At 37.0% G+C, this 19444-nt stretch carries 22 protein-coding genes and 1 other RNA gene; 10 read left to right on the forward strand and 13 right to left on the reverse strand.

Features of this window, described 5'->3' with window-relative positions:
- Nucleotides 1-215: 215 nt before the first annotated feature.
- Nucleotides 216-698 carry a TlpA disulfide reductase family protein gene (locus EPA86_RS00375; protein ID WP_140600763.1) on the reverse strand — a complete coding sequence of 161 codons (483 nt, stop codon included), beginning with the start codon at nucleotides 696-698 and terminating at the stop codon, nucleotides 216-218.
- Between the two features lie 171 nt (nucleotides 699-869).
- A complete protein-coding gene (gene grpE, locus EPA86_RS00380; protein ID WP_140600765.1) occupies nucleotides 870-1508 on the reverse strand; it encodes a nucleotide exchange factor GrpE in 639 nt (212 codons plus the stop codon).
- Between the two features lie 163 nt (nucleotides 1509-1671).
- Between grpE and nadK the strand changes: the two genes are divergently transcribed.
- From nadK to EPA86_RS00395, 3 genes are all read left to right on the forward strand, one after another.
- Complete coding sequence (gene nadK / locus EPA86_RS00385) at nucleotides 1672-2553, forward strand: NAD(+) kinase (RefSeq protein WP_140600767.1); 882 nt, start codon at nucleotides 1672-1674, stop codon at nucleotides 2551-2553.
- A gap of 147 nt (nucleotides 2554-2700) precedes the next feature.
- Entirely contained in the window at nucleotides 2701-4386 is a 1686-nt protein-coding gene (gene recN / locus EPA86_RS00390) for a DNA repair protein RecN (RefSeq protein WP_140600769.1), read from the forward strand.
- Between the two features lie 159 nt (nucleotides 4387-4545).
- The gene (locus tag EPA86_RS00395; protein ID WP_140600771.1) at nucleotides 4546-4932 is read left to right on the forward strand and encodes an outer membrane protein assembly factor BamE; all 387 of its coding nucleotides are present in this window, start codon (nucleotides 4546-4548) and stop codon (nucleotides 4930-4932) included.
- Between the two features lie 81 nt (nucleotides 4933-5013).
- Here the strand turns inward: EPA86_RS00395 and EPA86_RS00400 are convergent, their stop codons facing one another.
- Nucleotides 5014-5394, reverse strand: a complete 381-nt coding sequence (locus EPA86_RS00400; RefSeq protein ID WP_246058179.1) for an RnfH family protein — start codon at nucleotides 5392-5394, stop codon at nucleotides 5014-5016.
- A complete protein-coding gene (locus tag EPA86_RS00405; RefSeq protein ID WP_140600773.1) occupies nucleotides 5391-5834 on the reverse strand; it encodes a type II toxin-antitoxin system RatA family toxin in 444 nt (147 codons plus the stop codon). Before EPA86_RS00405 ends, EPA86_RS00400 begins: the two co-directional genes overlap by 4 nt.
- Before the next feature lie 149 nt (nucleotides 5835-5983).
- Here EPA86_RS00405 and smpB point away from each other — a divergent pair, with 149 nt between their 5' ends.
- From smpB to EPA86_RS18505, 7 genes are all read left to right on the forward strand, one after another.
- A complete protein-coding gene (gene smpB / locus EPA86_RS00410; protein ID WP_140600775.1) occupies nucleotides 5984-6463 on the forward strand; it encodes an SsrA-binding protein SmpB in 480 nt (159 codons plus the stop codon).
- A gap of 444 nt (nucleotides 6464-6907) precedes the next feature.
- Nucleotides 6908-7381 (forward strand): phosphate-starvation-inducible PsiE family protein, encoded by a 474-nt coding sequence (locus tag EPA86_RS00415; protein ID WP_140600777.1) that lies wholly within the window; start codon nucleotides 6908-6910, stop codon nucleotides 7379-7381.
- A gap of 195 nt (nucleotides 7382-7576) precedes the next feature.
- Nucleotides 7577-7927: a transfer-messenger RNA gene (gene ssrA, locus EPA86_RS00420) on the forward strand.
- A 208-nt stretch (nucleotides 7928-8135) separates the two neighbouring features.
- Entirely contained in the window at nucleotides 8136-9356 is a 1221-nt protein-coding gene (locus EPA86_RS00425) for a tyrosine-type recombinase/integrase (RefSeq protein WP_140600778.1), read from the forward strand.
- 8 nt (nucleotides 9357-9364) lie between these two features.
- Nucleotides 9365-9679: a hypothetical protein gene (locus tag EPA86_RS00430; protein WP_140600780.1), complete on the forward strand. Its 315-nt coding sequence runs from the start codon at nucleotides 9365-9367 to the stop codon at nucleotides 9677-9679.
- Between the two features lie 170 nt (nucleotides 9680-9849).
- Nucleotides 9850-10041, forward strand: a complete 192-nt coding sequence (locus EPA86_RS00435; protein WP_140600782.1) for a hypothetical protein — start codon at nucleotides 9850-9852, stop codon at nucleotides 10039-10041.
- A gap of 17 nt (nucleotides 10042-10058) precedes the next feature.
- The gene (locus EPA86_RS18505; RefSeq protein ID WP_140601061.1) at nucleotides 10059-10127 is read left to right on the forward strand and encodes a DUF4113 domain-containing protein; all 69 of its coding nucleotides are present in this window, start codon (nucleotides 10059-10061) and stop codon (nucleotides 10125-10127) included.
- Nucleotides 10128-10373: 246 nt separating this feature from the next.
- On the opposite strand, the gene EPA86_RS00445 is transcribed toward EPA86_RS18505, so the two are convergent.
- The 9 genes from EPA86_RS00445 to lspA form a co-directional block, all read right to left on the reverse strand.
- The gene (locus EPA86_RS00445; protein WP_140600784.1) at nucleotides 10374-10691 is read right to left on the reverse strand and encodes a hypothetical protein; all 318 of its coding nucleotides are present in this window, start codon (nucleotides 10689-10691) and stop codon (nucleotides 10374-10376) included.
- A gap of 1 nt (nucleotide 10692) precedes the next feature.
- Nucleotides 10693-11109 (reverse strand): type IV pilin protein, encoded by a 417-nt coding sequence (locus EPA86_RS00450; RefSeq protein ID WP_140600786.1) that lies wholly within the window; start codon nucleotides 11107-11109, stop codon nucleotides 10693-10695.
- Nucleotides 11109-14828: a pilus assembly protein gene (locus EPA86_RS00455; RefSeq protein WP_170309519.1), complete on the reverse strand. Its 3720-nt coding sequence runs from the start codon at nucleotides 14826-14828 to the stop codon at nucleotides 11109-11111. Before EPA86_RS00455 ends, EPA86_RS00450 begins: the two co-directional genes overlap by 1 nt.
- Nucleotides 14829-14868: 40 nt before the next feature.
- Nucleotides 14869-15372 carry a PilX N-terminal domain-containing pilus assembly protein gene (locus tag EPA86_RS00460; RefSeq protein WP_140600790.1) on the reverse strand — a complete coding sequence of 168 codons (504 nt, stop codon included), beginning with the start codon at nucleotides 15370-15372 and terminating at the stop codon, nucleotides 14869-14871.
- A 55-nt stretch (nucleotides 15373-15427) separates the two neighbouring features.
- Nucleotides 15428-16396, reverse strand: a complete 969-nt coding sequence (locus EPA86_RS00465; RefSeq protein ID WP_140600792.1) for a PilW family protein — start codon at nucleotides 16394-16396, stop codon at nucleotides 15428-15430.
- Nucleotides 16397-16446: 50 nt separating this feature from the next.
- Nucleotides 16447-17004, reverse strand: coding sequence for a type IV pilus modification protein PilV (gene pilV, locus EPA86_RS00470; protein ID WP_140600794.1), 558 nt, complete (start codon nucleotides 17002-17004; stop codon nucleotides 16447-16449).
- A gap of 455 nt (nucleotides 17005-17459) precedes the next feature.
- Nucleotides 17460-18389, reverse strand: a complete 930-nt coding sequence (gene ispH / locus EPA86_RS00475; RefSeq protein ID WP_140600796.1) for a 4-hydroxy-3-methylbut-2-enyl diphosphate reductase — start codon at nucleotides 18387-18389, stop codon at nucleotides 17460-17462.
- 66 nt (nucleotides 18390-18455) lie between these two features.
- The gene (fkpB, locus tag EPA86_RS00480; protein ID WP_140600798.1) at nucleotides 18456-18884 is read right to left on the reverse strand and encodes an FKBP-type peptidyl-prolyl cis-trans isomerase; all 429 of its coding nucleotides are present in this window, start codon (nucleotides 18882-18884) and stop codon (nucleotides 18456-18458) included.
- Nucleotides 18884-19396 (reverse strand): signal peptidase II, encoded by a 513-nt coding sequence (gene lspA / locus EPA86_RS00485; protein ID WP_140600800.1) that lies wholly within the window; start codon nucleotides 19394-19396, stop codon nucleotides 18884-18886. The genes fkpB and lspA overlap by 1 nt, the downstream gene beginning before the upstream one ends.
- Nucleotides 19397-19444 lie beyond the last annotated feature (48 nt).

The raw sequence follows: 19444 nt of genomic DNA on the forward strand, positions 1-19444 counted from the left end.
CAGCAAAATGCTTTTCAATAGAAAAATTAAAAAAACTTTCTTTTTTATTGATAAATAGCGTAAAAAATTTATTGAGCAATTAAGCATTCTTAAAGAAAACTCACAAATTGCAGGAGAAAAAGTACTCCTTCCGGCGTCGCAATAAAAACGGGCTAGTTACGAAACCTGGAAACGGAAGGAAGTACAAAAAAGTTGAAATAGTGAAAGGTTACAATTTATTGTTTAGTTATTTCTTTCATCGCAAGCTCTAAACGAGGATCCTCGGTGTTTGAACTTGTACTTTTAAAAATAATATCGTGTGAACGATTTAGGAAAAATGTTGTAGGAGTGCCACGAACTTCGTATTCTTTAGCAACTTGCTCGCCATTCACAGCAGTAATAAAACTAAAGCCACGTTGATATATTGCATCTTGAGGTTTCGCGCCTTCATCTTCACGAAAGCTAATAGACACGATAACTACACCTGCATCTTGATACTTCTTTTGCAACTCAACCAGTGTTGGCTGTAATTTTTTACAATAAGGACACCAAGTAGCCCAAAAGTGAAGAATAACGGGTTTACCATGAAATTGAGCCAAACTTATCGATTCACCTGATTGTGTTTTCAACTGCCAGGGCTTTGCTTTATCAATAGCAAAGGATGAAGTGCTAACGCACCAAAGAAAGGTAATAATAAAAAGTTGCTTTACAGCCTGCATTATAGATAGCACTAAAATAATTAAAGGTTTTAAAAGAGACCTTAGAACTCAGAATAACTTTCAAAATTTTTAATTTAATTAATTTATAAATAGAAAATAATAAGCCTGAAATTCAGGCATAAAAAAAGCAAAGGTATTATCCTTTGCTTTGTAGTCAGAAATTATCTTGTGTTAAGCACTTGTATCTACGCTAGGCGCCTTTGATACCATAACCATAGCAGGACGAATTAAACGGCCATTTAATTCATAGCCTTTTTGCATTACCGCAATAACAGTATTAGGAGCAACATCAGGAACTTCCTGCATAGTCATCGCTTGATGCTGATCAGGGTTAAAAGGTTGATCTTGTGGATCAATTGCTTTAATTGCAAACTTCTCTAATGAAGAAATCAAGCCTTGCAATGTTAATTCAATTCCTTCGATAACCGCTTTATTACTTTCATCATCTTTATCAATGCTTTGTAATGCACGTTCTAAGTTATCAACCGTTGTCAGCATTTCACCTGCAAATTTTTCTAATGCAAACTTGCGCGCTTTTTCAACATCTTGTGCTGAACGACGACGAACATTGTCAACTTCAGCTTTAGCACGAATAACAGAATCCTTTTGATCAGCAACTGTTGCTTTAGCTGCGGCTAAGGCAAGTTCCAGCTCATTAATTTTCTCTTGCTCTTCACTGATCACTTCATGAGCATGCTCATGCTGTTCTTCTACCTGCTCTTCAGCCTGTTGAACAATCTCTTCCGCTAACTGCTCAGGCGTTAGTTCGGCGGCTTCTGCACCTTTATTATCTGTTGACTCGTTTGTCATGAAAAACTCCAAAATAAAACTTTCTTGCTGACATTATGGGGGCTAGCTTAATTGATTCAAGTACCAATTTAAAAATTTTATAAAAAGTGAACTTTACAATAAAGCCAATTCCAGCGAAACTGCAATTATAGCAAGGTATTAACTCACTAAGAGCAAAAACATTATGGCTCAACACTACAAAACAATCGGCCTAATTGGTAAACCAAATCATGAAGGCGCCAGTGCCACAATAGAAACTTTACATACTTATTTATTAGAAAATAAATATGACGTTATTGTAGAGCAAGCGGTCGCAAGTTCCATGTCTGATGACTCAATGAACACAGGTACGTTAACTCAAATCGGAGAAATAGCTGATTTAGCCATTGTTGTCGGTGGCGATGGTTATATGCTCGGCGCTGCTCGCGTATTAGCTTGTTATGATATTGGTGTGATTGGAGTAAATAGAGGCAACTTAGGTTTTTTAACCGACTTATCTCCACAAGAACTCATCGAGCCTTTAGCTGAAATTTTAGCTGGTAACTCTCGATCAGAGCAGCGCTTTATTGTAGAAGCAGAAGTTTATAGACATGGAAGAATGAAAAGTTCTAATAGTGCAGTAAATGAAGCAGTACTTCATGCAGGAAAAGTAGCCAGCATGATAGAGTTTGAAGTATACATTGATGGTTCATTCATGTTTAGTCAGCGATCAGACGGATTAATTATTTCAACCCCAACAGGATCAACAGCCTACTCAATGTCTGCAGGGGGACCTATTTTAACACCTAATTTAAATGCTCTATCATTGGTACCAATGTTCCCACATACCTTAACCAGCAGACCAATAGTAGTTGATGGTGACAGTGAAATTAAATTAGTACTCGCCAATGATAACCATGAAAACCTACAAGTCAGCTGTGACGGTCATGTGATTCTCGCGGTAATGCCTGGCGATGAAGTTATCATTAAAAAGAGCCCTTACACCATAAGGCTAATTCACCCACTTAATCATGACTATTTTAATGTGTTGCGCAACAAATTGAGTTGGGGTAATAAGCTTTATTAAGACATAAAATAAAAACCTTTATAAACAAAAAATTATAGTTCATAGCAATATTTTTTGAGCAAATTGCTTGCATAAAAACCAGTAACTGTATAAATTAACAGTTACTGGTTTTTTATTCATGTATTGTAACTTTAAATAGGTTTACTTATGTTATTGCAACTCAACATACAAAACTTCGCTATTGTCCGCTCTTTAGATATTGACTGGCAATCAGGTATGACAACCATTACCGGCGAAACAGGTGCAGGTAAATCTATTGCAATAGATGCTTTAGGCTTATGTCTAGGTGAACGTGCTACAACAAATGTAGTTCGCCCAAATTGCAAAAAAGCAGAGCTGGCAGCAACATTTGATATAAATAGCAATAAAGCTGCTCAGCATTGGCTCATAAAAAACGATCTGAGTTTAGATGACGAAGAAACATTATATGAGTGTATTTTAAGGCGTGTAATTTCAGCAGAAGGTCGCTCGAAGTCCTATATAAACGGTAGCCAAGTACCACTGGCACAATTAAAAGAAATTGGTCAGTTACTGATTAATATTCATGGTCAACATGATCATCAATTAATTGTGAAAGCAAATGAGCAGTGTCGGTTATTAGATGACTATGCCAAGCATCAAACCTTACTCGATGATGTTAAGCACTATTATCAACAATGGAAAAAGTTAACCAAAGAGCTAGACCAATTACAAAAAACAAAACAAGAAAACGAAGCAAAAAAGCAGCTTATACAATACCAAGTCGATGAATTAAATGAATTCTCATTACAACAAGATGAATTTATTACCTTAGAAACAGACTATAAACGCCATAGTAATGCTCAAGACTTACTTGATTCAACGTTAACTTCGCTACAACTACTTTCAGAAAATAATAACTTTAATATTATTGATTCACTAAGGCAGTGTACTGAAAACATCGGTGAACTGTCTCGCGTTGATTCTGAACTACAAAACGTTGCTAGTCTGTTAAGTGAATCATTAATTCAACTTGATGAAGCGAATAGTGATCTTAAGCAATATTACCAACAGTTAGAATTAGATCCTCAGCACTTTTCTTTAATTGAAGAAAGATATTCAACAGCCCTTCAACTGGCAAAAAAACATCAAGTTTCACCCGAGAGTTTAGTCACCTTTCATCAATCATTAATACAAGAACTCGCCGCAATATCTAGTGATGAATCAAGGCTTGATGTTATCATCAATGACATAGATACAACGAAGCAGCACTATCAAGACGCAGCTAAAGCTCTTTCAATTTCACGCCAAGAAGCGGCAAACAGCCTAAGTGCGGCAATAACAACCAGTATGCAAGAACTAAATATGCCAAATGGTCAGTTCTATATTGACGTAAGCCAAGCGAGTAAAGATAACTATGCGATGCATAGCAAAGGCATCGATACAATTAGCTTTCAAGTAAGTATAAACCCTGGCCAAGCTTTAGAAGCCATGCATAAAGTAGCCTCAGGCGGAGAGTTATCAAGGATCAGTTTAGCTATGCAAGTCATTCTTGCTGATAGTGTGATCACCCCAACATTAATCTTTGATGAGGTAGATGTAGGTATAAGTGGCCCAACAGCCGCAATGGTCGGCAGCAAATTACAGCAATTGGCTAAAAACACTCAAGTGATATGTGTAACTCACTTACCTCAGGTTGCGTGTAAAGGGCACCAACAATTATTCGTCAGTAAATTAACAGATGGCGAGCATACTGAAACCCAAGTTACGGAACTTAATGAGAAAAAACGCATCAAAGAAATTGCTCGTTTACTTGCTGGTGATAAAATATCACAGCACAGCTTAGCAAACGCTGAAGAACTTTTAGCCAGTTAATTAATGACTAAGCATTTGTTAATAGCTGTTTCTGTCATATATCGAAGGCAAATAGCAGGTTACTTGTGTATTATTTTCAATTTAAGTAAAAATAATTTTGTAACTATTGACCAGCTTAGTTATTATGCCAGCTCACACTTTTTAGGATAAATAAATTTAATGTTGTTTCGTGTTGCCGCTCTAACCATCGCCTTATCACTTTCAGCCTGTTCAAGCTGGGTTTACCGTATTGATATACCTCAAGGCAATTACCTTGAGCAAAAAAGTATCGATAAACTACAAGTTGGTATGACTAAAGAGCAAGTGAAATTTATTCTTGGTAGTCCCGTTGTAGCTGATGCCTTTAACAAAGATGCTTGGCATTATGTTTATAAATTTAAATCTGGTCGAAGTAAAAAATATAATACTAAAAAAGCCTTTATATTAACTTTTAAAGAAGACAAGCTAGTTGATGCTAGTGGTGATTTTGAACTGCCTGAAAACTTCTATACGCCTTTTAATGAAGTGTCTGAAACAGAAAAAAGAAAGTCACAATTTAAACAATAGATACGATTAAATAACAAAAAAACGGCTCATTAGCCGTTTTTTTTTATCCTTTTAAGCTAGTGAACCAATATAATTTAACTACTAAGTTTTTACTTCTGCTCGTAAGGGATTAACACGGCCACCCGTAGTTTTATCTGCTCGTCCTTCCTCTTTAGCTTTTTCTGCGCGCCTTTTGCGCACCTCTTTCGGATCAGCAATGAGCGGGCGATAAATTTCAATACGGTCTAGATCACTTAACTGTTCAGACAACTTAACGGCCCTATTCCAGATGCCGACTTTATTAACCTTTAAATCAATTTCACTGAATAAAACTAACATACCAGACTCTTGAATAGCCTGTTCTACAGTTGTTCCAAGGGGTACAGGTAATGATAATAATTTTTGCTTATGCGGCAGACCATAAACTACTTCAACATGGATCAATTCTAGAGTTCCACTATCATTTTGGCTAGCATCCATCATGTGCTACTTACTCCGTATACTTGTTTTGCTCTTTGAGTAAAGACTTTCACCAAGCTATTACTGAAGTGACTAAAAACCTTACCAAAAGCAAAAGAAACCACTTTATTCGAAAACTCATACTCCAACTCTAAGCTCACTTTGCATGAATCCTCAGATAAAGGAATGAATGACCAATAACCTTCAAGTTTTTTAAACGGACCATCAACCAAAGCCAAATGTATTCTTTCATTTGATATAAGCGTATTTTTAGTAGTGAACCATTTACTTAGGCCCCCCTTTGAGACCAAAAGTGCTGCGGTAACCGTATCAGAGTCTTGAGCGATAATTTTGCTGTCATTACAATCAGGTAAAAATTCTGGATATAAAGTGATATCATTTATCAAATCAAACATTTGATCAACACTGTGCATTACTAACGCACTACGACTTATGGTTGGCATTTAACCCCCTTGAAAATGAACTGCGCTATGATAACAAAATGATGGAAAAAGCACATTAGTGAATATATTTTTCTAAGAAATAATAAATTTCATGTAAAAACTAATATTTGTGAGTATAATCATCGCCGAATCACATGGTAAAGAAGAACATGGCAAAGAAAAAATCTAAAAAATCCAACAGTAATACTATCGCTTTAAATAAAAAAGCGAGACATAATTATACGCTGTCTGACAAGTTTGAAGCAGGTATGAGTTTACAGGGTTGGGAAATTAAGAGTATTCGTAGTGGTAAAGTTAATATTTCTGACTGCTATGTTCATCTTAAAGACAGAGAAGCTTATCTAGTCGGTGCTGAAATACAGCCATTAACAGCTGCTTCAAGTCATGTTATTTGCGAACCTACAAGACCAAGAAAACTGCTCTTAAATAGACGTGAGTTAGACAAACTTGTTGGAGCTGTAGAACGTAACGGCTACTCGTTAATTGCTACCGCGATGTACTGGAAACAGTGCTGGGTTAAACTCGAATTTCATTTAGGCAAAGGTAAAAAAGATCACGATAAGCGCGCTGACATTAAAGACAGAGAATGGAAAGTAGAGCAAGGTCGTATGATGAAGCATAAGCAATAAGTTAGCGTACTTAGGCCTATTTTTTTAGGCCAATGTTTATCGAATTTCTATACTTGCTTAGCAATTATTTACCTAACTAAGTGCACCTCAAACTTAGTATATAAATCACTCTCTACGCTTCATGATAGTTTCTCATCTCATTTTATATAGCGTCTCTAATCTTCACATCTTTGCATGATGAAATAATATTTTCTTTATCATTTACTTATTAATCAGTAGAAAGCTTTAAACATTACCCCAGAGCTATTTAACAATTGCTTTACCATTTGTTTCTAGCAAGCATGAGGCGTTCAATACACTAACAAACGCACTATTCTATCTTTTGCTAAATAAATGTAATATAGCTACATTATCGGTCATGTTTGCTCTAAATAACAAACGATTAAGTCGATTAGCTATAGATTCACTCACCTTTTAAAAGTAATAATCAACAAGGTTATCATAATGGACAATAAACAGGCACATGGGGTACATCACGAAGAGCTTTCATGGGCTCATCCTATCCCACTTATTCGCCATTTACACTCAGTTATCAGAGGTTCTGTTAAAATACTCGCCATTTTAATGGTCGCAGTAATTCTTTGGGGAGTGGTAGATGTTTTCTATGTGATCTACTTAAAATTAATGACACCTCCTATGTTCATGTTGGACGTAAATGATATTTTTCAAGCGTTTGGTGCATTCATGGTTGTACTTATCGCCATTGAAATATTTATAAACATTCGCCTATATTTGGGAACAAACGAAATACCTGTAAAGCTTGTTATCGCTACCGCACTAATGGCAATTGCACGAAAAGTGATCGTGATGGATTTAGAAAAAATTAGCTCTGACTATATTTTTGCCATCGCAGCAGTTGTTTTGGCTCTAGGTGTAACATTTTGGTTAATTTCTCGAGAAGGAATTACTGGGCAATAAGGCCTTCATATCATAATGACGATATTTTCATCTGACATAATAAAATAATACTGATTAAAAATACTGCTAACTCTCTATGCACAATGACTATAGTACATTTACAGCTTGATGTACTGAGGTATAACAGTTAAAATTCTTATTAGAGGTTGTGCGTAAAAACATGTCTCTGCTTAACTCCAAGGGTAAAGAGTAATCGGGGCGGATTCAGGATTCGACAAGATTCACGAAACCCAAGGTGCATGCCCAGGGGCGGTTGGCCTGGTAAAAAGCCGCAAAACTATAATTGCAAACGACGAAACGTTCGCACTAGCAGCTTAATGCTAGCCATCACCTTATAGACTCGTCTATTGTCTCGAGGATTGATGGTCACCCTAAGTAGACTAGCGAGGGAAGCACGCTTGAGGCTGAACCGCGAAATAGTATCAAGCTCACCATGACGAAGCCTGTCGATTGGCGTCTAATTGGCTAAATAAATGATCGACTAAGCATGTAGGACCGAGGATGTAGGTTTTTTGGACGGGGGTTCAACTCCCCCCCGCTCCACCACACACTTAAAACAAGACGCCACAACGGCGTCTTTTTTTATACCTAAAGTTAAGTGCAGCCACTGATAAACAACACTTTTATACTAATCCCCCTATACAAACCTTAACAACGATGTACAATAATAGACCAACTCTACTGCGGGTAAACGTGTGGGTAAAATCACAAATGACGTTTGTTTTGTGTGGGTAAAAACATTTAAGGAATTAATATGGCTATTACTATCGAAGCTATAAGGGAAGCAAAGCAACAAGCTAAAACGCTTGAAAAGCCCATTAAGCTTAGCGTTGGCGATGGTATAAGATTAAATATAAGTAAGTCTAGTGCTGTATTTCAGCTACGCTACAGAATTAAAGAAGCGGGTAAAAATAAAGAACGCACTTTAACCTTAGATAAACTTACCGCTAGAACCGATGTCACATTAACCAAAGCCTTAAACAAAGCTCTTGATGATGCAGAAACAGCCAAAGCCCTCGTAAAACAAGGCATTGACCCTACAAAAGAAAAACACATAGCTAAAAATCAAAGTATTGAAAAACAATCGTTGACGCTAAATGACTATTTTTTATTGTGGGTAAAAAGAATATCTACCGCTACACAGTGGAGCGATAAACATTATACGGATATGTCATCTAAATTTAAGATACATATCTCACCTGTTATTGGTGAATTGCCTCTTGATAGAATATCACGCCAGCATATAGGTAATGTTTTAGAAAACGTAGCAGATAAACCCGCGACATATAAAAAAGTACGCTCCTTACTTAATATGATCCTTGAAGATGCAGTAATAGCAAATAAGATTGATGTTAATCCAACACCAAGAAAATCAATTGGTGCAGTAACTAAGTACGCAGCAAAGAAGTTGCCTGCGGTAACGTCACTACCTTTACTACAAAATATAATAGCTGGAATAAACACAATAAACATAACGCCAACTATTCGTGTAGCTGCATTACTGCAAGCTCAAACAGTTTTACGATCTCAAACAATCATTAAAGCAAAATGGGATGAATTCGACCTTACAAATCAACTATGGCGTATACCTCGCGTTAAAGGTCGTATAAAACTTTCTGATGCTGATAAATATGGGGATCATTTCAATGTGCCGTTATCTGATGAAACAACCAAGTTATTAATGCAATGGCGTGACTCATTACGCTGGCAACAAAGTGATTACTTATTTCCAAGTAACTCTAAAAGCGGCCATATAACCGTAGAGGCTTTAACTAAGGTTTATAAAATTAGACTCAAGTTAGATAGTCACTGTGCACATGGATGGCGTTCTAGCTTCTCAACACTCGCTCATGATGCGATAGACGAACATGGCAAAGGACTATTTAGAACTGACGTTATAGAACGTTGTCTTGATCATGTTGTAGGTAATGCAGTGCAATATGCGCTAAACGGTGGACAAAAAGAGGTGTACTAGATGATAGGATGTCTAGCTATTGTTTTCGCACCCAAATGGAAGGTTATGAAGAGTTAAAGAACATACATAAAACTTATTCCGAGAAGTCATTTTACTATAAAATAGCCTACCCTTATTGTAAGAAATATTGGACAAAAGGAGGGGTTGTTGATACTCGAATGCTTGCTCATTGTTTAGAGAATGAAGTAGAAGGAAAGAAGGACGTTGATTATTATTACACTAAGTATGATGCGAAGGAATTAGACAAGTTAGTTTCAACAGCATTAGTTAAATTTAATTCATGGAGTATGGTAGCCTACAACATTAGAAAGGCTATAGATTAAAGCTCAACTATGAATATTATGTGAAATTACAAAATTCCCCAAAGAGGTCTGAAAGTATATTAAGGCAATAGACAACAGCGGGCATAATGCTTAATCATGAATGGCTATAGCATCTCCAATGCTTTCAACTTACCTTAGCTTGTGATAATACGCTTCAAATTGCCTCTTGTGTGGAGCAAGCAGCAAAGCAAATCTACGCCCCAAACGTTAGGTTTTATAGATGTGGTGTTGGTGCTGTTGAACTTACAGATAGTTACCAACCAGATTTGTTTTCAGGTGATATCAATAAACCTGAATTAATGAAATGCTTAGATAGTGTTATCACCGTTATGATGCTGATGCGCTATCGCTTGGCTCAATGAAGTCAGAAAAATGAGCGATGAAACGAAACTTCATGCCACCAAGATACACAACAAGCTGGCGAGATATTCCAAAAATATATTGTTAAAAGCAAGTTTGATATTATTGCGCTGCTAAATCAACCGCCTGCCAGTTCATGGTTACCCCCCCCCCCCCGCATGTAGTACCAAAAGTAGTACTACTAAACACAAAAATAAACAAAACAAACAAAATCAACAAATTAAAACCTCAATTACGATGACCCCCGCCCACCACATTCATCAGACATTAACCGTCTGATAATAAAAAAGACGCTGTAAAGCGTCTTTTTTATTAGTTAATTAATATCAATCACCTATCGTGGAAGTGCCTTATCTAGGCTATTAGCTTTTGCACTAATAAACTTTTGATCTTCAGCTACACACTCATGTATACGATATATACTTTTAGTGTTGTCTACATTTCTATATTTACTTAATGAGTGCTCTGCCTGTTTGCTACGGGAGAATTGTCCAATTACGTAACGAATGTCATAGCCATGACCGGCGCTGTACTCAACATAGCATTTGAACGCTGTCTTTTTGTTGTTACTTCTATTTTTTTCTTGCGCTAAAGAGGTTGTTGTTACGATTAACCCGAAAACTAAATATCCAAATAACTTTATAGTTGACATATTATTTCTCCCAGCAATCACTATTTGTTGCATCTTTTTCACCCGTTTCAGTAACACTGAACTTTGCGCATTTAGTATCTCTTTTCTTTTGTAGTAAAAGCGCAGTTGCTGTTAAGGTGAATGTTGTTCCATTATTCCCAACATTAGCATCAATACTATAATTGCCACCATCAGTTATAAATGGATCTGCATTAGCTCCTAATTGTGTCATATCTTCTGTATAGGCTCTATTATCGACAAAAGCTTGCTCTTGAAGGTTAGCTAATCGAACTAATTCTCGTTGCGCCTCGCTTCTATTGCTCTTCACTACAAACTCCGTATATGACGGGTAAGCAATTGAAACTAAAATTCCTATTAACGCAACGGTTATAAGCACTTCTAATAAAGTAAAACCAAACGTCTTCTGTATCCGAACCATTATTGATCCTCTTTAATATATAGATATAAGCGGGTTGTATTTAAGGTAAAATCAGCTTGTATAATTTCATCTCCTACAATTATATCACCTGTTGCTTTATCTTTTGTTTTATCATCACCATCGTCTTCTGGCAGCACGATCAAAGTTGGCTTCCCTAAGAAATCATTATTAATATCAATAAACCTTGAATCATTCTCTCGTACATTTTCAAGGTTTTTATGCCGTTTAATACCGAGTGTCAAATCTACAGCAAATAATGCCCCTACACCTAAAGGAGGCTTACAACCAACTAGTTCAGCGGGATCTTTCGGTGGTGCATAAGTAGTGTAATACGCAATACCATTAATTGCTAAAGCCTCAGCTGAGCTTTTCTCACCACTTTGTACTAGATTAACATACCAGCCTGATTTTTCGCTTACTGCTATTTGTAGTGTTTCCAACTCAGCAGTTGTCATCGATTCATAATTTTCAAATGGATTATCAGTATAATTATATAATTCAGTATCTGTTATAACTGTTGGTACAGTTTCAACATTAAAATCTTGCGTCAATATATTTTTATCCTTGATCATATATAGCTTATCTTGAGTATCTTTTCCTAGAGGGTTAGAGCGGTCACCACTACCAATTAACAGCGCATCATAAGGGATCTCTTGGTGGACAGTTACAGTTTCAGTTTTGCCATTTTTATCAGTTATTTTTGTTTCAATGGTTTCTGAAATAAAGGTTCTTACAATACTAGGCTCATAAAAAAAGCGTCTATCGGTAGCGTTTGTCGTGCCACCTAATTGTGCGAGATTAAATACGGAAAATTCCTCAATTTTATTACCCGGCATATCCACTCGCCATATGTTTCCTCCCGTGTCGGCAATATATAACCGATCAGTAAGGCCATTTCCTGTACTATCAAGTGCAGCAATACCTGCCGCAATACTATCCTTTCCAGCAAATGTCGTTACCTTGTCTCCACCATCCGGCGTTAGACTCCATAGTAATGTTCCTGTTTGAGCGTCTAGCATATAAGCAGACACCCCCTTTGTATCATCTGTACCAGGCCCTGGTGCGTCTTTATTAATATCATAACCGCCACCAATGAAAACAACAGGTTTAGCAGTAGTTCCTGAAACATTTAACGATGAATAACCAATCTTAGGTTTTGACCAAGACTGTCCCAAATGAGAAAAGCCCGTTGAATTACTATCTTTATGCCAAAGTATTTGTGGTACTGAATCAGGAGTTGAGATGTCTAAAGCGTAATATGAATCTCCCCCTCGCCTTAACCCAAAGAAAATCCATGCGGTATCAGTGCCATTAATAATTCCGTCACCATCTTTATCATTTAAATGTGCGGTAATTTCACCGTCAATACCGTATACCTTATCCCCTGAAGAGTAATTATCCCGTAATACTTGAATATTTTTAAGAAACTCTTTTGGCATAAAAGCCCAGTTTTCTTTAACTGATGAACCGGTATCCTCAAACATATGTAGTGCACCTGCATTGGTACCAACTACAATTCTTACCGTGTTGCCATAATTTATTACTAACGGCTTAGAATGTAGTGGGTCTCCAAACACATCATTACGCATATCATTGGCTAAATTGTCTGAATCCTCATCATCAACGTCCATGCCCATTGACCAATTTAGCAAGTCATCAATAGCTTGGCTTTCAATATCATTACCAGAATCATCAGTTTCACCACTTACACCAAGCTCAAGCGCTAACCCTGCTTGATCGGTATAAGCTTTTTGCAAGTTTTCTCGATTATAAGTAATTAAAGCACCAACACCTGAATCAGTATAAATAGTTCTTTTATCCACTCCAGATAAACTCGAGAACCAAGAAGCAACACCGCCTTTATTTACATCATCACCATCGATGCTTGGAGACCAAAAGCTGCGGGCACCTTCGCAAAAAGACCTTATTCCATCATTACTGTCGCATATTGCATTATTTCCATTTACGTCAGTAATATCACCGTCAACGGCTTTATATTTCTTAAGGTTTCCTTCCCATCTTGATGCATTTTGAGGATTAAACATAGCAAAATATACCGAGTCTAACGTCTGTGTTCGGTCAAAGTTATTTGCTGCCACAGAGGCTGATGTCAAACTATCATTACCCGATGATAAACTATTAAAAACACCTCTAATCGCTGCTTGCAACTCTTTGGCATTACCTGCATGGGTATATGATCCTTTTCCTCTTTTTGCCGTTTCATCTAATAAGTCAGCCGCTGCAGTAGCCCCGTCACTAAACCCAATAGTATGAGTTATAACTAATTGCACACCATCGGTAGTAGGGCTTATATCATAGTTACTCATCCAACTAGCTAAAGCAGGCATATAACTCTGAATTCCATCTTTATTGAATTCAGTGTTAATAAATACATCGTAAGGTCCTTCACCATCCTTTGGTAAAGGAGGGGTGTCGGTAAATTTTAACGTTTCCATGACTTGCTCACCGGCTTCATCTAATACCGGCAAGCCATTCGCATCTCTTTTCACTCTTAGCATTGATAACGCTTTAATTTTATCATCTGCAGCATGGTCATAAGTTGGTTTACCGTCGGTAATTAAAATGACATGAGCGACGCTATTTGCACAATTACCAAAAGGAGTTTGATACATAGAATTATTTGCTAAGGATATTACATCACTATCCATTGGCGGTTTATTTTTGACATAATTATAGCTTGGTACGTTAACGTCATCATCACCGAACTCTATCTTATCCCCAGCAAAGTATTGCCTTGATTCGTAAAGTGATTCACATAACGGGGTTGCACCTTCAGCAATCAATTCATCATTTATAAGATCGACAAGTTCTGTTTTAGCTGATGTAGTCATTTTCTTAATGCCCATGACTATTCGACCGCCATTACCCGCCGAACTACTATCACCATAGTTGAAGTTAAAAACTTCTAAACCAAATTCTATTGATGGAGTTGTTTGAATTACCTCAGTTATAGCACCTTTTGCTTGCTGCAATCTCGACACATCACCGTAAGTAACACTTTGATCGTAATACCAACGTAAATACTTGGCTGTATAGAGCGTAACTAATTTTCCTGCAGACCAATCTATATTTGTGCTTGTTTTACTACCATCATGATAAACAGGATTCTTCTTAGAATATAAGCCATTTCTAGGATAGCCATCAGGTAAACCGTTTGAATTCTTTATGTTACCTTCATTTATGACAGTCCCCGCACTATCTACAATGTAAGCATCATCTTCACAATCAATAACTTCAATATTTAAACCATTATTTGAGGGTACTTCAGTCCAATTACCGTTATTGCCCTTTGCAGTAAATTCACGGATATGGCCCGTATAAGTACCATATTTTTCAAGAATTGCTTTTGATGTTTCGCAACTGTTAATATCAGCTAAGAAACGTCGAGCATCACTTGGACTAGTAGGAATTGTTGAAACACCATCTGCCCCAGCAACATTAAAATATAACGCGTCATCATTATAGGCATGAGACACCCCTATAGGATCATAAGTTTGTGAAGAGTCGAAAGTATTTTTTACGTCTGTATCTATATCGTTCATACTTCCTGACGTATCAAAAATAATAAGTAGTTTAATTCCCTTTCCAGCTTGCCTAACTACATCACTGACATAAAGTTCAATATCTTCACTGTAACTATAGTTTGCTGATGCTAGTAAGCTAAGTGTTAAAAGACTTTTTGCTATTAACTTTTTCATCATCTAATCCTCATATCAGTATGCTGTTTAGCAGCTTATGCTAGCGAAGTAATGGCTGGGCAACACCAGACTCTACTTGCACTATACTGGTGTTTTTTCTTCCGTATGTTTTATCTAATTGAACTCTGAGTATATTACAACTGAGCGTTTGTACAGATGAAGCCTGCGACATATGTGGGCATGGTATCTCAATAACGTATTTGTTATTAGGTAGCCCTACCCCCACGGTAGTCACATTCTTTTTTGTTTTAATCAGAGCAGCTTTTAAATCTATATTACCATCTTTAAATTTTACAATAGGTAAAGCAAAAGCATTACTTCCACCTGTTGCGGGGTTCACTTGTCGGTAAATTACTTCATCCATTGCACTAACTGCCTCTTCAGTAGCAACTACTTTATCTTCACTAGCCCCTGACATTTTTACGTCTGCGGTAGTGTTAAGCATGAGAGTTGAAGCAACAGCAGTAAGTGCAATTAAAAATACTAAGGAGACGACAAGTACGACCCCATTCTGTTTATTCATTTTAATGAAAGTGTAATTCATAATACTTCTAGCAAAATTGCTAGCCCTCTAGGTTATCATATGCTCGCTATTTACATTAATAGCTATTAGGCAAAACGACTGTTGAAGTAAAAAGTAAACGTCTATAGTTATCATTTACTGCAACAAACGTATCAGCTAACTGATATGTATTCGTGTTTGTGTACTTTATATCTCGAGCAATACTTCGAGCTAAAACAAAAATTTTTACTGCCAAAATACGATTCCCATTGGCATTATTCCAAAGCGCATTGGTCATATTGTCAGTAGATACAAATGTATTTACTTCACCGTTACCAGTTGAATCAATGCCATAACTGAAACGTATGATTTCTATACCATCAATGATAGGCGCAAAATTCATGGCTTGATTTGTCAAGCGTCCCTGCATTAGAACAGGTACAACTTCATTGCCAACAGCTTCTTCACGGACATAGTAAACATGATGTTGGTATCTCCAAGTTCTGCTATTTTCTAGTGCTGGAATACCTGCACCGCCAGCATAAATAGATCCCGTCGTATTTGTCGTTGTAAGATAGTAGTTACCTGCCGGGGCTACCAATAAATCCTCACCAATAGAGCGTTTAATTTGAATCAATTCAGAGCGCAAGTTTGCATTAGCATTAATTTTAGCATCAGTGAAACAACCCATGGGATCTGCTTGTATTACAGATTGCCCCCATAAGGTTCTAAAATGCCCAACCGCTGCTGGAAAGGTTGAATTATTAATACCTTCCCCTATACAGTCATTTGCTGGAGGTGCAGGAACTGCGATTAGGTTGCTACGTCCGAACGTCCCACCAAAGTCACCCCAAAAATTTTGCCTTAATAAGTCTGCTGTTAAAACACTAATTGCAAATCGACCATTTTCTTGAAGTTCGCCATAGCTAGAAGTTTCTTTTGTTGTTGTACTTAAACCAACAAATATACTTAACACACCTGCAAATAAAACCAAGCCAATTGTAAGGGCGATAAAAATTTCTACAATAGTAAAGCCCTTTTGCTTTTGTTGTTTATAAATTTTCATATTTTCTTGGGCACACCTCAAATGTTTTACTATTAACTAATTCCGTTTGACTAATAAAAAATAAAACCATCTACTCTAACCTGTCTTCTTTTATCACTTGCTTCACCACAGTTTGCAGCTTGTCCACCATCAACGGTACCTGTTCTTCCTTGCCAAGTAACAATTACCGTAACAGCATTTGCTGCTGATGTAATACATCCTCTAGCTTCTATCAGACCACCATTATTAACTCCGCCTAATTGGACATTTGCCCCTCTAAGCAGTTGAGTCCATTCGAATAGATCTACAGTTCTTATTTGAGCTGGTGAGCATTGACTTGCTGCTGTAGTGCAATCAGGTATTTGGCCTGCCGGAGCATTCTCTCCGTATGTACCAACATAATTTGCAAGCTCTGTAACATTATTAGCTCTCATACGTGCCAAAATATCTTGTGCCAAACTAGAAGCTAAAGATCTTTGCATTGCATCAAAGCTTCCCTGTTTAGCCGTTGCTTGCATTGCCACAGCTCCTAATATACCAGTTACAATGATAATCAAAGCAACCAAGACCTCGATAAAAGTCATACCTTTATTTTTTTTCATCGATAACATTTTTACAGTATGTTGCATTAGATATTCCTGCGATAATTATTGCCAAGTTTTAACAAGCCAATAAATAAGTATTTAGTTTTATTACTTTTAAGAACAATCGGCGAAAGGAGAGATTGAGCCATTTTGTTAATGGGGATAAGAGAATCGATAAAGTGAACGCGAACAGAAAGACAAGATAGCAAGCACGCTAATTGCTTTTTAGAAAAAATAATCATTACCACCTCCCCACTCCGTACCATATTAATGGTTTAAACGCTAACCCAGCGTTTTATACTTCTTCCATAAGCAGTTCATGAGCAGTAAACAATCATTATATTTTTATTAATACAGCTACCACCCACGGCTACTTTGTATTTTCTCGTACAAAATATCAGCCGTAAAACTGTACGTCAACTTACACCAAATAATACAAGTAAAAATCCATTGAGTACTACTACTTGCACTTTTGTATAAAATCAAGCGTATCTTTAAGCCTAGCGTAATTCTGCGGGTACTGCAAATACAATACTTTCTTCTCTGCCAGGATGTTCAATAACCTCATGGCCACCAAAGGATTTTAATGCCTCAACAACTTGTTTTATTAATATGGCGGGTGCAGAAGCTCCTGCTGTAACACCAACTTTACTTATTCCATCAAGCCAAGATGAATCGATATCTGCCGCTGTATCAATTAAGTAAGCCGTAATCCCCATCTTAGTTGCGACTTCACGCAACCGATTAGAGTTTGAGCTATTTCTTGCACCAACAACTAACAATAAATCGACTTGACTAACAATTGATCTCACTGCGTCTTGACGATTTTGTGTAGCATAACAAATATCATCTTTTCTCGGACCTTCAATCATTGGAAATTTTTCTCTCAGCGCATCAATTACCTCTGATGTATCATCCACTGAAAGCGTTGTTTGACTGCAGTAATAGAGTTTTTCAGGGTTTTTAACAACTAAGCTTTTAACATCGTCTGTCGATTCAACAAGATAAATACCCGCTTCCTCGCTGTCGTACTGCCCCATGGTGCCTTCAACTTCCGGGTGTCCTTGATGACCGATTAAAATACACTCAATATTTTTGCGACTTACACGTGATACTTCCATGTGTACTTTAGTAACCAAAGGGCACGTTGCATCAAACACTTTAAGTTCACGATTTTTAGCTTCTTGTCGAACCGCCTTTGAAACACCATGAGCACTAAAGATCACCGTACTATCATCAGGAACTTCATGAAGTTCATCAACAAAAACTGCACCACGTTCTTTTAAACCGTCAACAACAAATTTATTATGGACAACTTCATGTCTGACATATATTGGCGCACCAAAAATATCCAGAGCTCTATCAACAATGCTTATTGCTCTATCAACACCAGCACAAAAGCCTCTGGGGTTAGCTAAAATAATTTCCATAAATTTACCACTTAAATTTGCTGTTTGCTTAAATTACTTTGTAAGTTCTTTACTTATGAGTATTAATTAAAGGATTTCAATTAAATCAATAACAAAAGTAACTTCTTGTCCTGCTAAAGGGTGATTAAAATCAACGGTCACTGAGTTACCTGACACGGCAGTAATCATGCCTGGGATTTCACCACCTGGCTGAGTAAAGGTCACAATGTTACCAACCTCTGCAGGCACTTCTTTTGAAAACTTATCTAAATCCATATAATGAACATTATCAGGGTTGGATTCACCAAAAGCATCAACTGCTGCTAAGGTAAACTCTTTCGACTCGCCTTGCTCCATCCCCAGTAATTGCGCTTCAAAAGCTGATGAAATACTGTTATCACCCATAATGATTTTTGCTGGTTTATTATTTACCTTAGTACTATCTGCAGCCGAACCATCACTAAGTTTCATGGTGATATGTACTAAAATATTTGAATCGTTTTGAACTTGAGACATTAGCTATCAACCTTAGTCGTGTTTTTATTATCAGATTCTTGCTTAAAAGAGTCTAAAATCATTAAAGCAGCACCAATAAAAATTGCGGAGTCGGCTAAGTTAAATGCTGGAAAACGATAACCTGCCCAATGAAAATCTAAAAAGTCTATGACATAACCAAATAACACACGGTCGATTAAGTTACCTAATGCGCCACTTAACATTAGTGACAATGCTAGACTCAGTAAAACTTGCTGTTTTGGTGTTTTAGCAAGCCATACGGTAAATATTATGCAAGCCACTACTGCTATTGCGGTAAAAAGCCATCGCTGCCAGCCGCCTTGATCAGCTAAAAAGCTGAATGCCGCACCAGGATTATGTACATAAGTGAAACTAAAAAAAGGCAATAAATTAACCGACTCATATAAGTCGAATGAATTTGCCACCCATTGTTTTGATATTTGATCTAACAATAAACATAAAATGGTTAGCCATAGCCACTTTAGTCCTGTCTCAGAAAAGTATTTACTCAATGTTTTATCTCTATAAATGAAAATTGCTCTGAAATTAGCTTTCAGAGC

The organism is Litorilituus lipolyticus (assembly GCF_006439335.1).
Taxonomy (GTDB): Bacteria; Pseudomonadota; Gammaproteobacteria; order Enterobacterales; family Alteromonadaceae; genus Colwellia; species Colwellia lipolytica.

What these genes read in the sequence shown, in the direction of transcription:
- EPA86_RS00375 (WP_140600763.1), bottom strand. Translation starts at nt 698, where the DNA reads ATGCAGGCTGTAAAGCAACTTTTTATTATTACCTTTCTTTGGTGCGTT.
- grpE (WP_140600765.1), bottom strand. Translation starts at nt 1,508, where the DNA reads ATGACAAACGAGTCAACAGATAATAAAGGTGCAGAAGCCGCCGAACTA.
- nadK (WP_140600767.1), top strand. Translation starts at nt 1,672, where the DNA reads ATGGCTCAACACTACAAAACAATCGGCCTAATTGGTAAACCAAATCAT.
- recN (WP_140600769.1), top strand. Translation starts at nt 2,701, where the DNA reads ATGTTATTGCAACTCAACATACAAAACTTCGCTATTGTCCGCTCTTTA.
- EPA86_RS00395 (WP_140600771.1), top strand. Translation starts at nt 4,546, where the DNA reads ATGTTGTTTCGTGTTGCCGCTCTAACCATCGCCTTATCACTTTCAGCC.
- EPA86_RS00400 (WP_246058179.1), bottom strand. Translation starts at nt 5,394, where the DNA reads ATGATGGATGCTAGCCAAAATGATAGTGGAACTCTAGAATTGATCCAT.
- EPA86_RS00405 (WP_140600773.1), bottom strand. Translation starts at nt 5,834, where the DNA reads ATGCCAACCATAAGTCGTAGTGCGTTAGTAATGCACAGTGTTGATCAA.
- smpB (WP_140600775.1), top strand. Translation starts at nt 5,984, where the DNA reads ATGGCAAAGAAAAAATCTAAAAAATCCAACAGTAATACTATCGCTTTA.
- EPA86_RS00415 (WP_140600777.1), top strand. Translation starts at nt 6,908, where the DNA reads ATGGACAATAAACAGGCACATGGGGTACATCACGAAGAGCTTTCATGG.
- EPA86_RS00425 (WP_140600778.1), top strand. Translation starts at nt 8,136, where the DNA reads ATGGCTATTACTATCGAAGCTATAAGGGAAGCAAAGCAACAAGCTAAA.
- EPA86_RS00430 (WP_140600780.1), top strand. Translation starts at nt 9,365, where the DNA reads ATGTCTAGCTATTGTTTTCGCACCCAAATGGAAGGTTATGAAGAGTTA.
- EPA86_RS00445 (WP_140600784.1), bottom strand. Translation starts at nt 10,691, where the DNA reads ATGTCAACTATAAAGTTATTTGGATATTTAGTTTTCGGGTTAATCGTA.
- EPA86_RS00450 (WP_140600786.1), bottom strand. Translation starts at nt 11,109, where the DNA reads ATGGTTCGGATACAGAAGACGTTTGGTTTTACTTTATTAGAAGTGCTT.
- EPA86_RS00455 (WP_170309519.1), bottom strand. Translation starts at nt 14,828, where the DNA reads ATGAAAAAGTTAATAGCAAAAAGTCTTTTAACACTTAGCTTACTAGCA.
- EPA86_RS00460 (WP_140600790.1), bottom strand. Translation starts at nt 15,372, where the DNA reads ATGAATTACACTTTCATTAAAATGAATAAACAGAATGGGGTCGTACTT.
- EPA86_RS00465 (WP_140600792.1), bottom strand. Translation starts at nt 16,396, where the DNA reads ATGAAAATTTATAAACAACAAAAGCAAAAGGGCTTTACTATTGTAGAA.
- pilV (WP_140600794.1), bottom strand. Translation starts at nt 17,004, where the DNA reads ATGCAACATACTGTAAAAATGTTATCGATGAAAAAAAATAAAGGTATG.
- ispH (WP_140600796.1), bottom strand. Translation starts at nt 18,389, where the DNA reads ATGGAAATTATTTTAGCTAACCCCAGAGGCTTTTGTGCTGGTGTTGAT.
- fkpB (WP_140600798.1), bottom strand. Translation starts at nt 18,884, where the DNA reads ATGTCTCAAGTTCAAAACGATTCAAATATTTTAGTACATATCACCATG.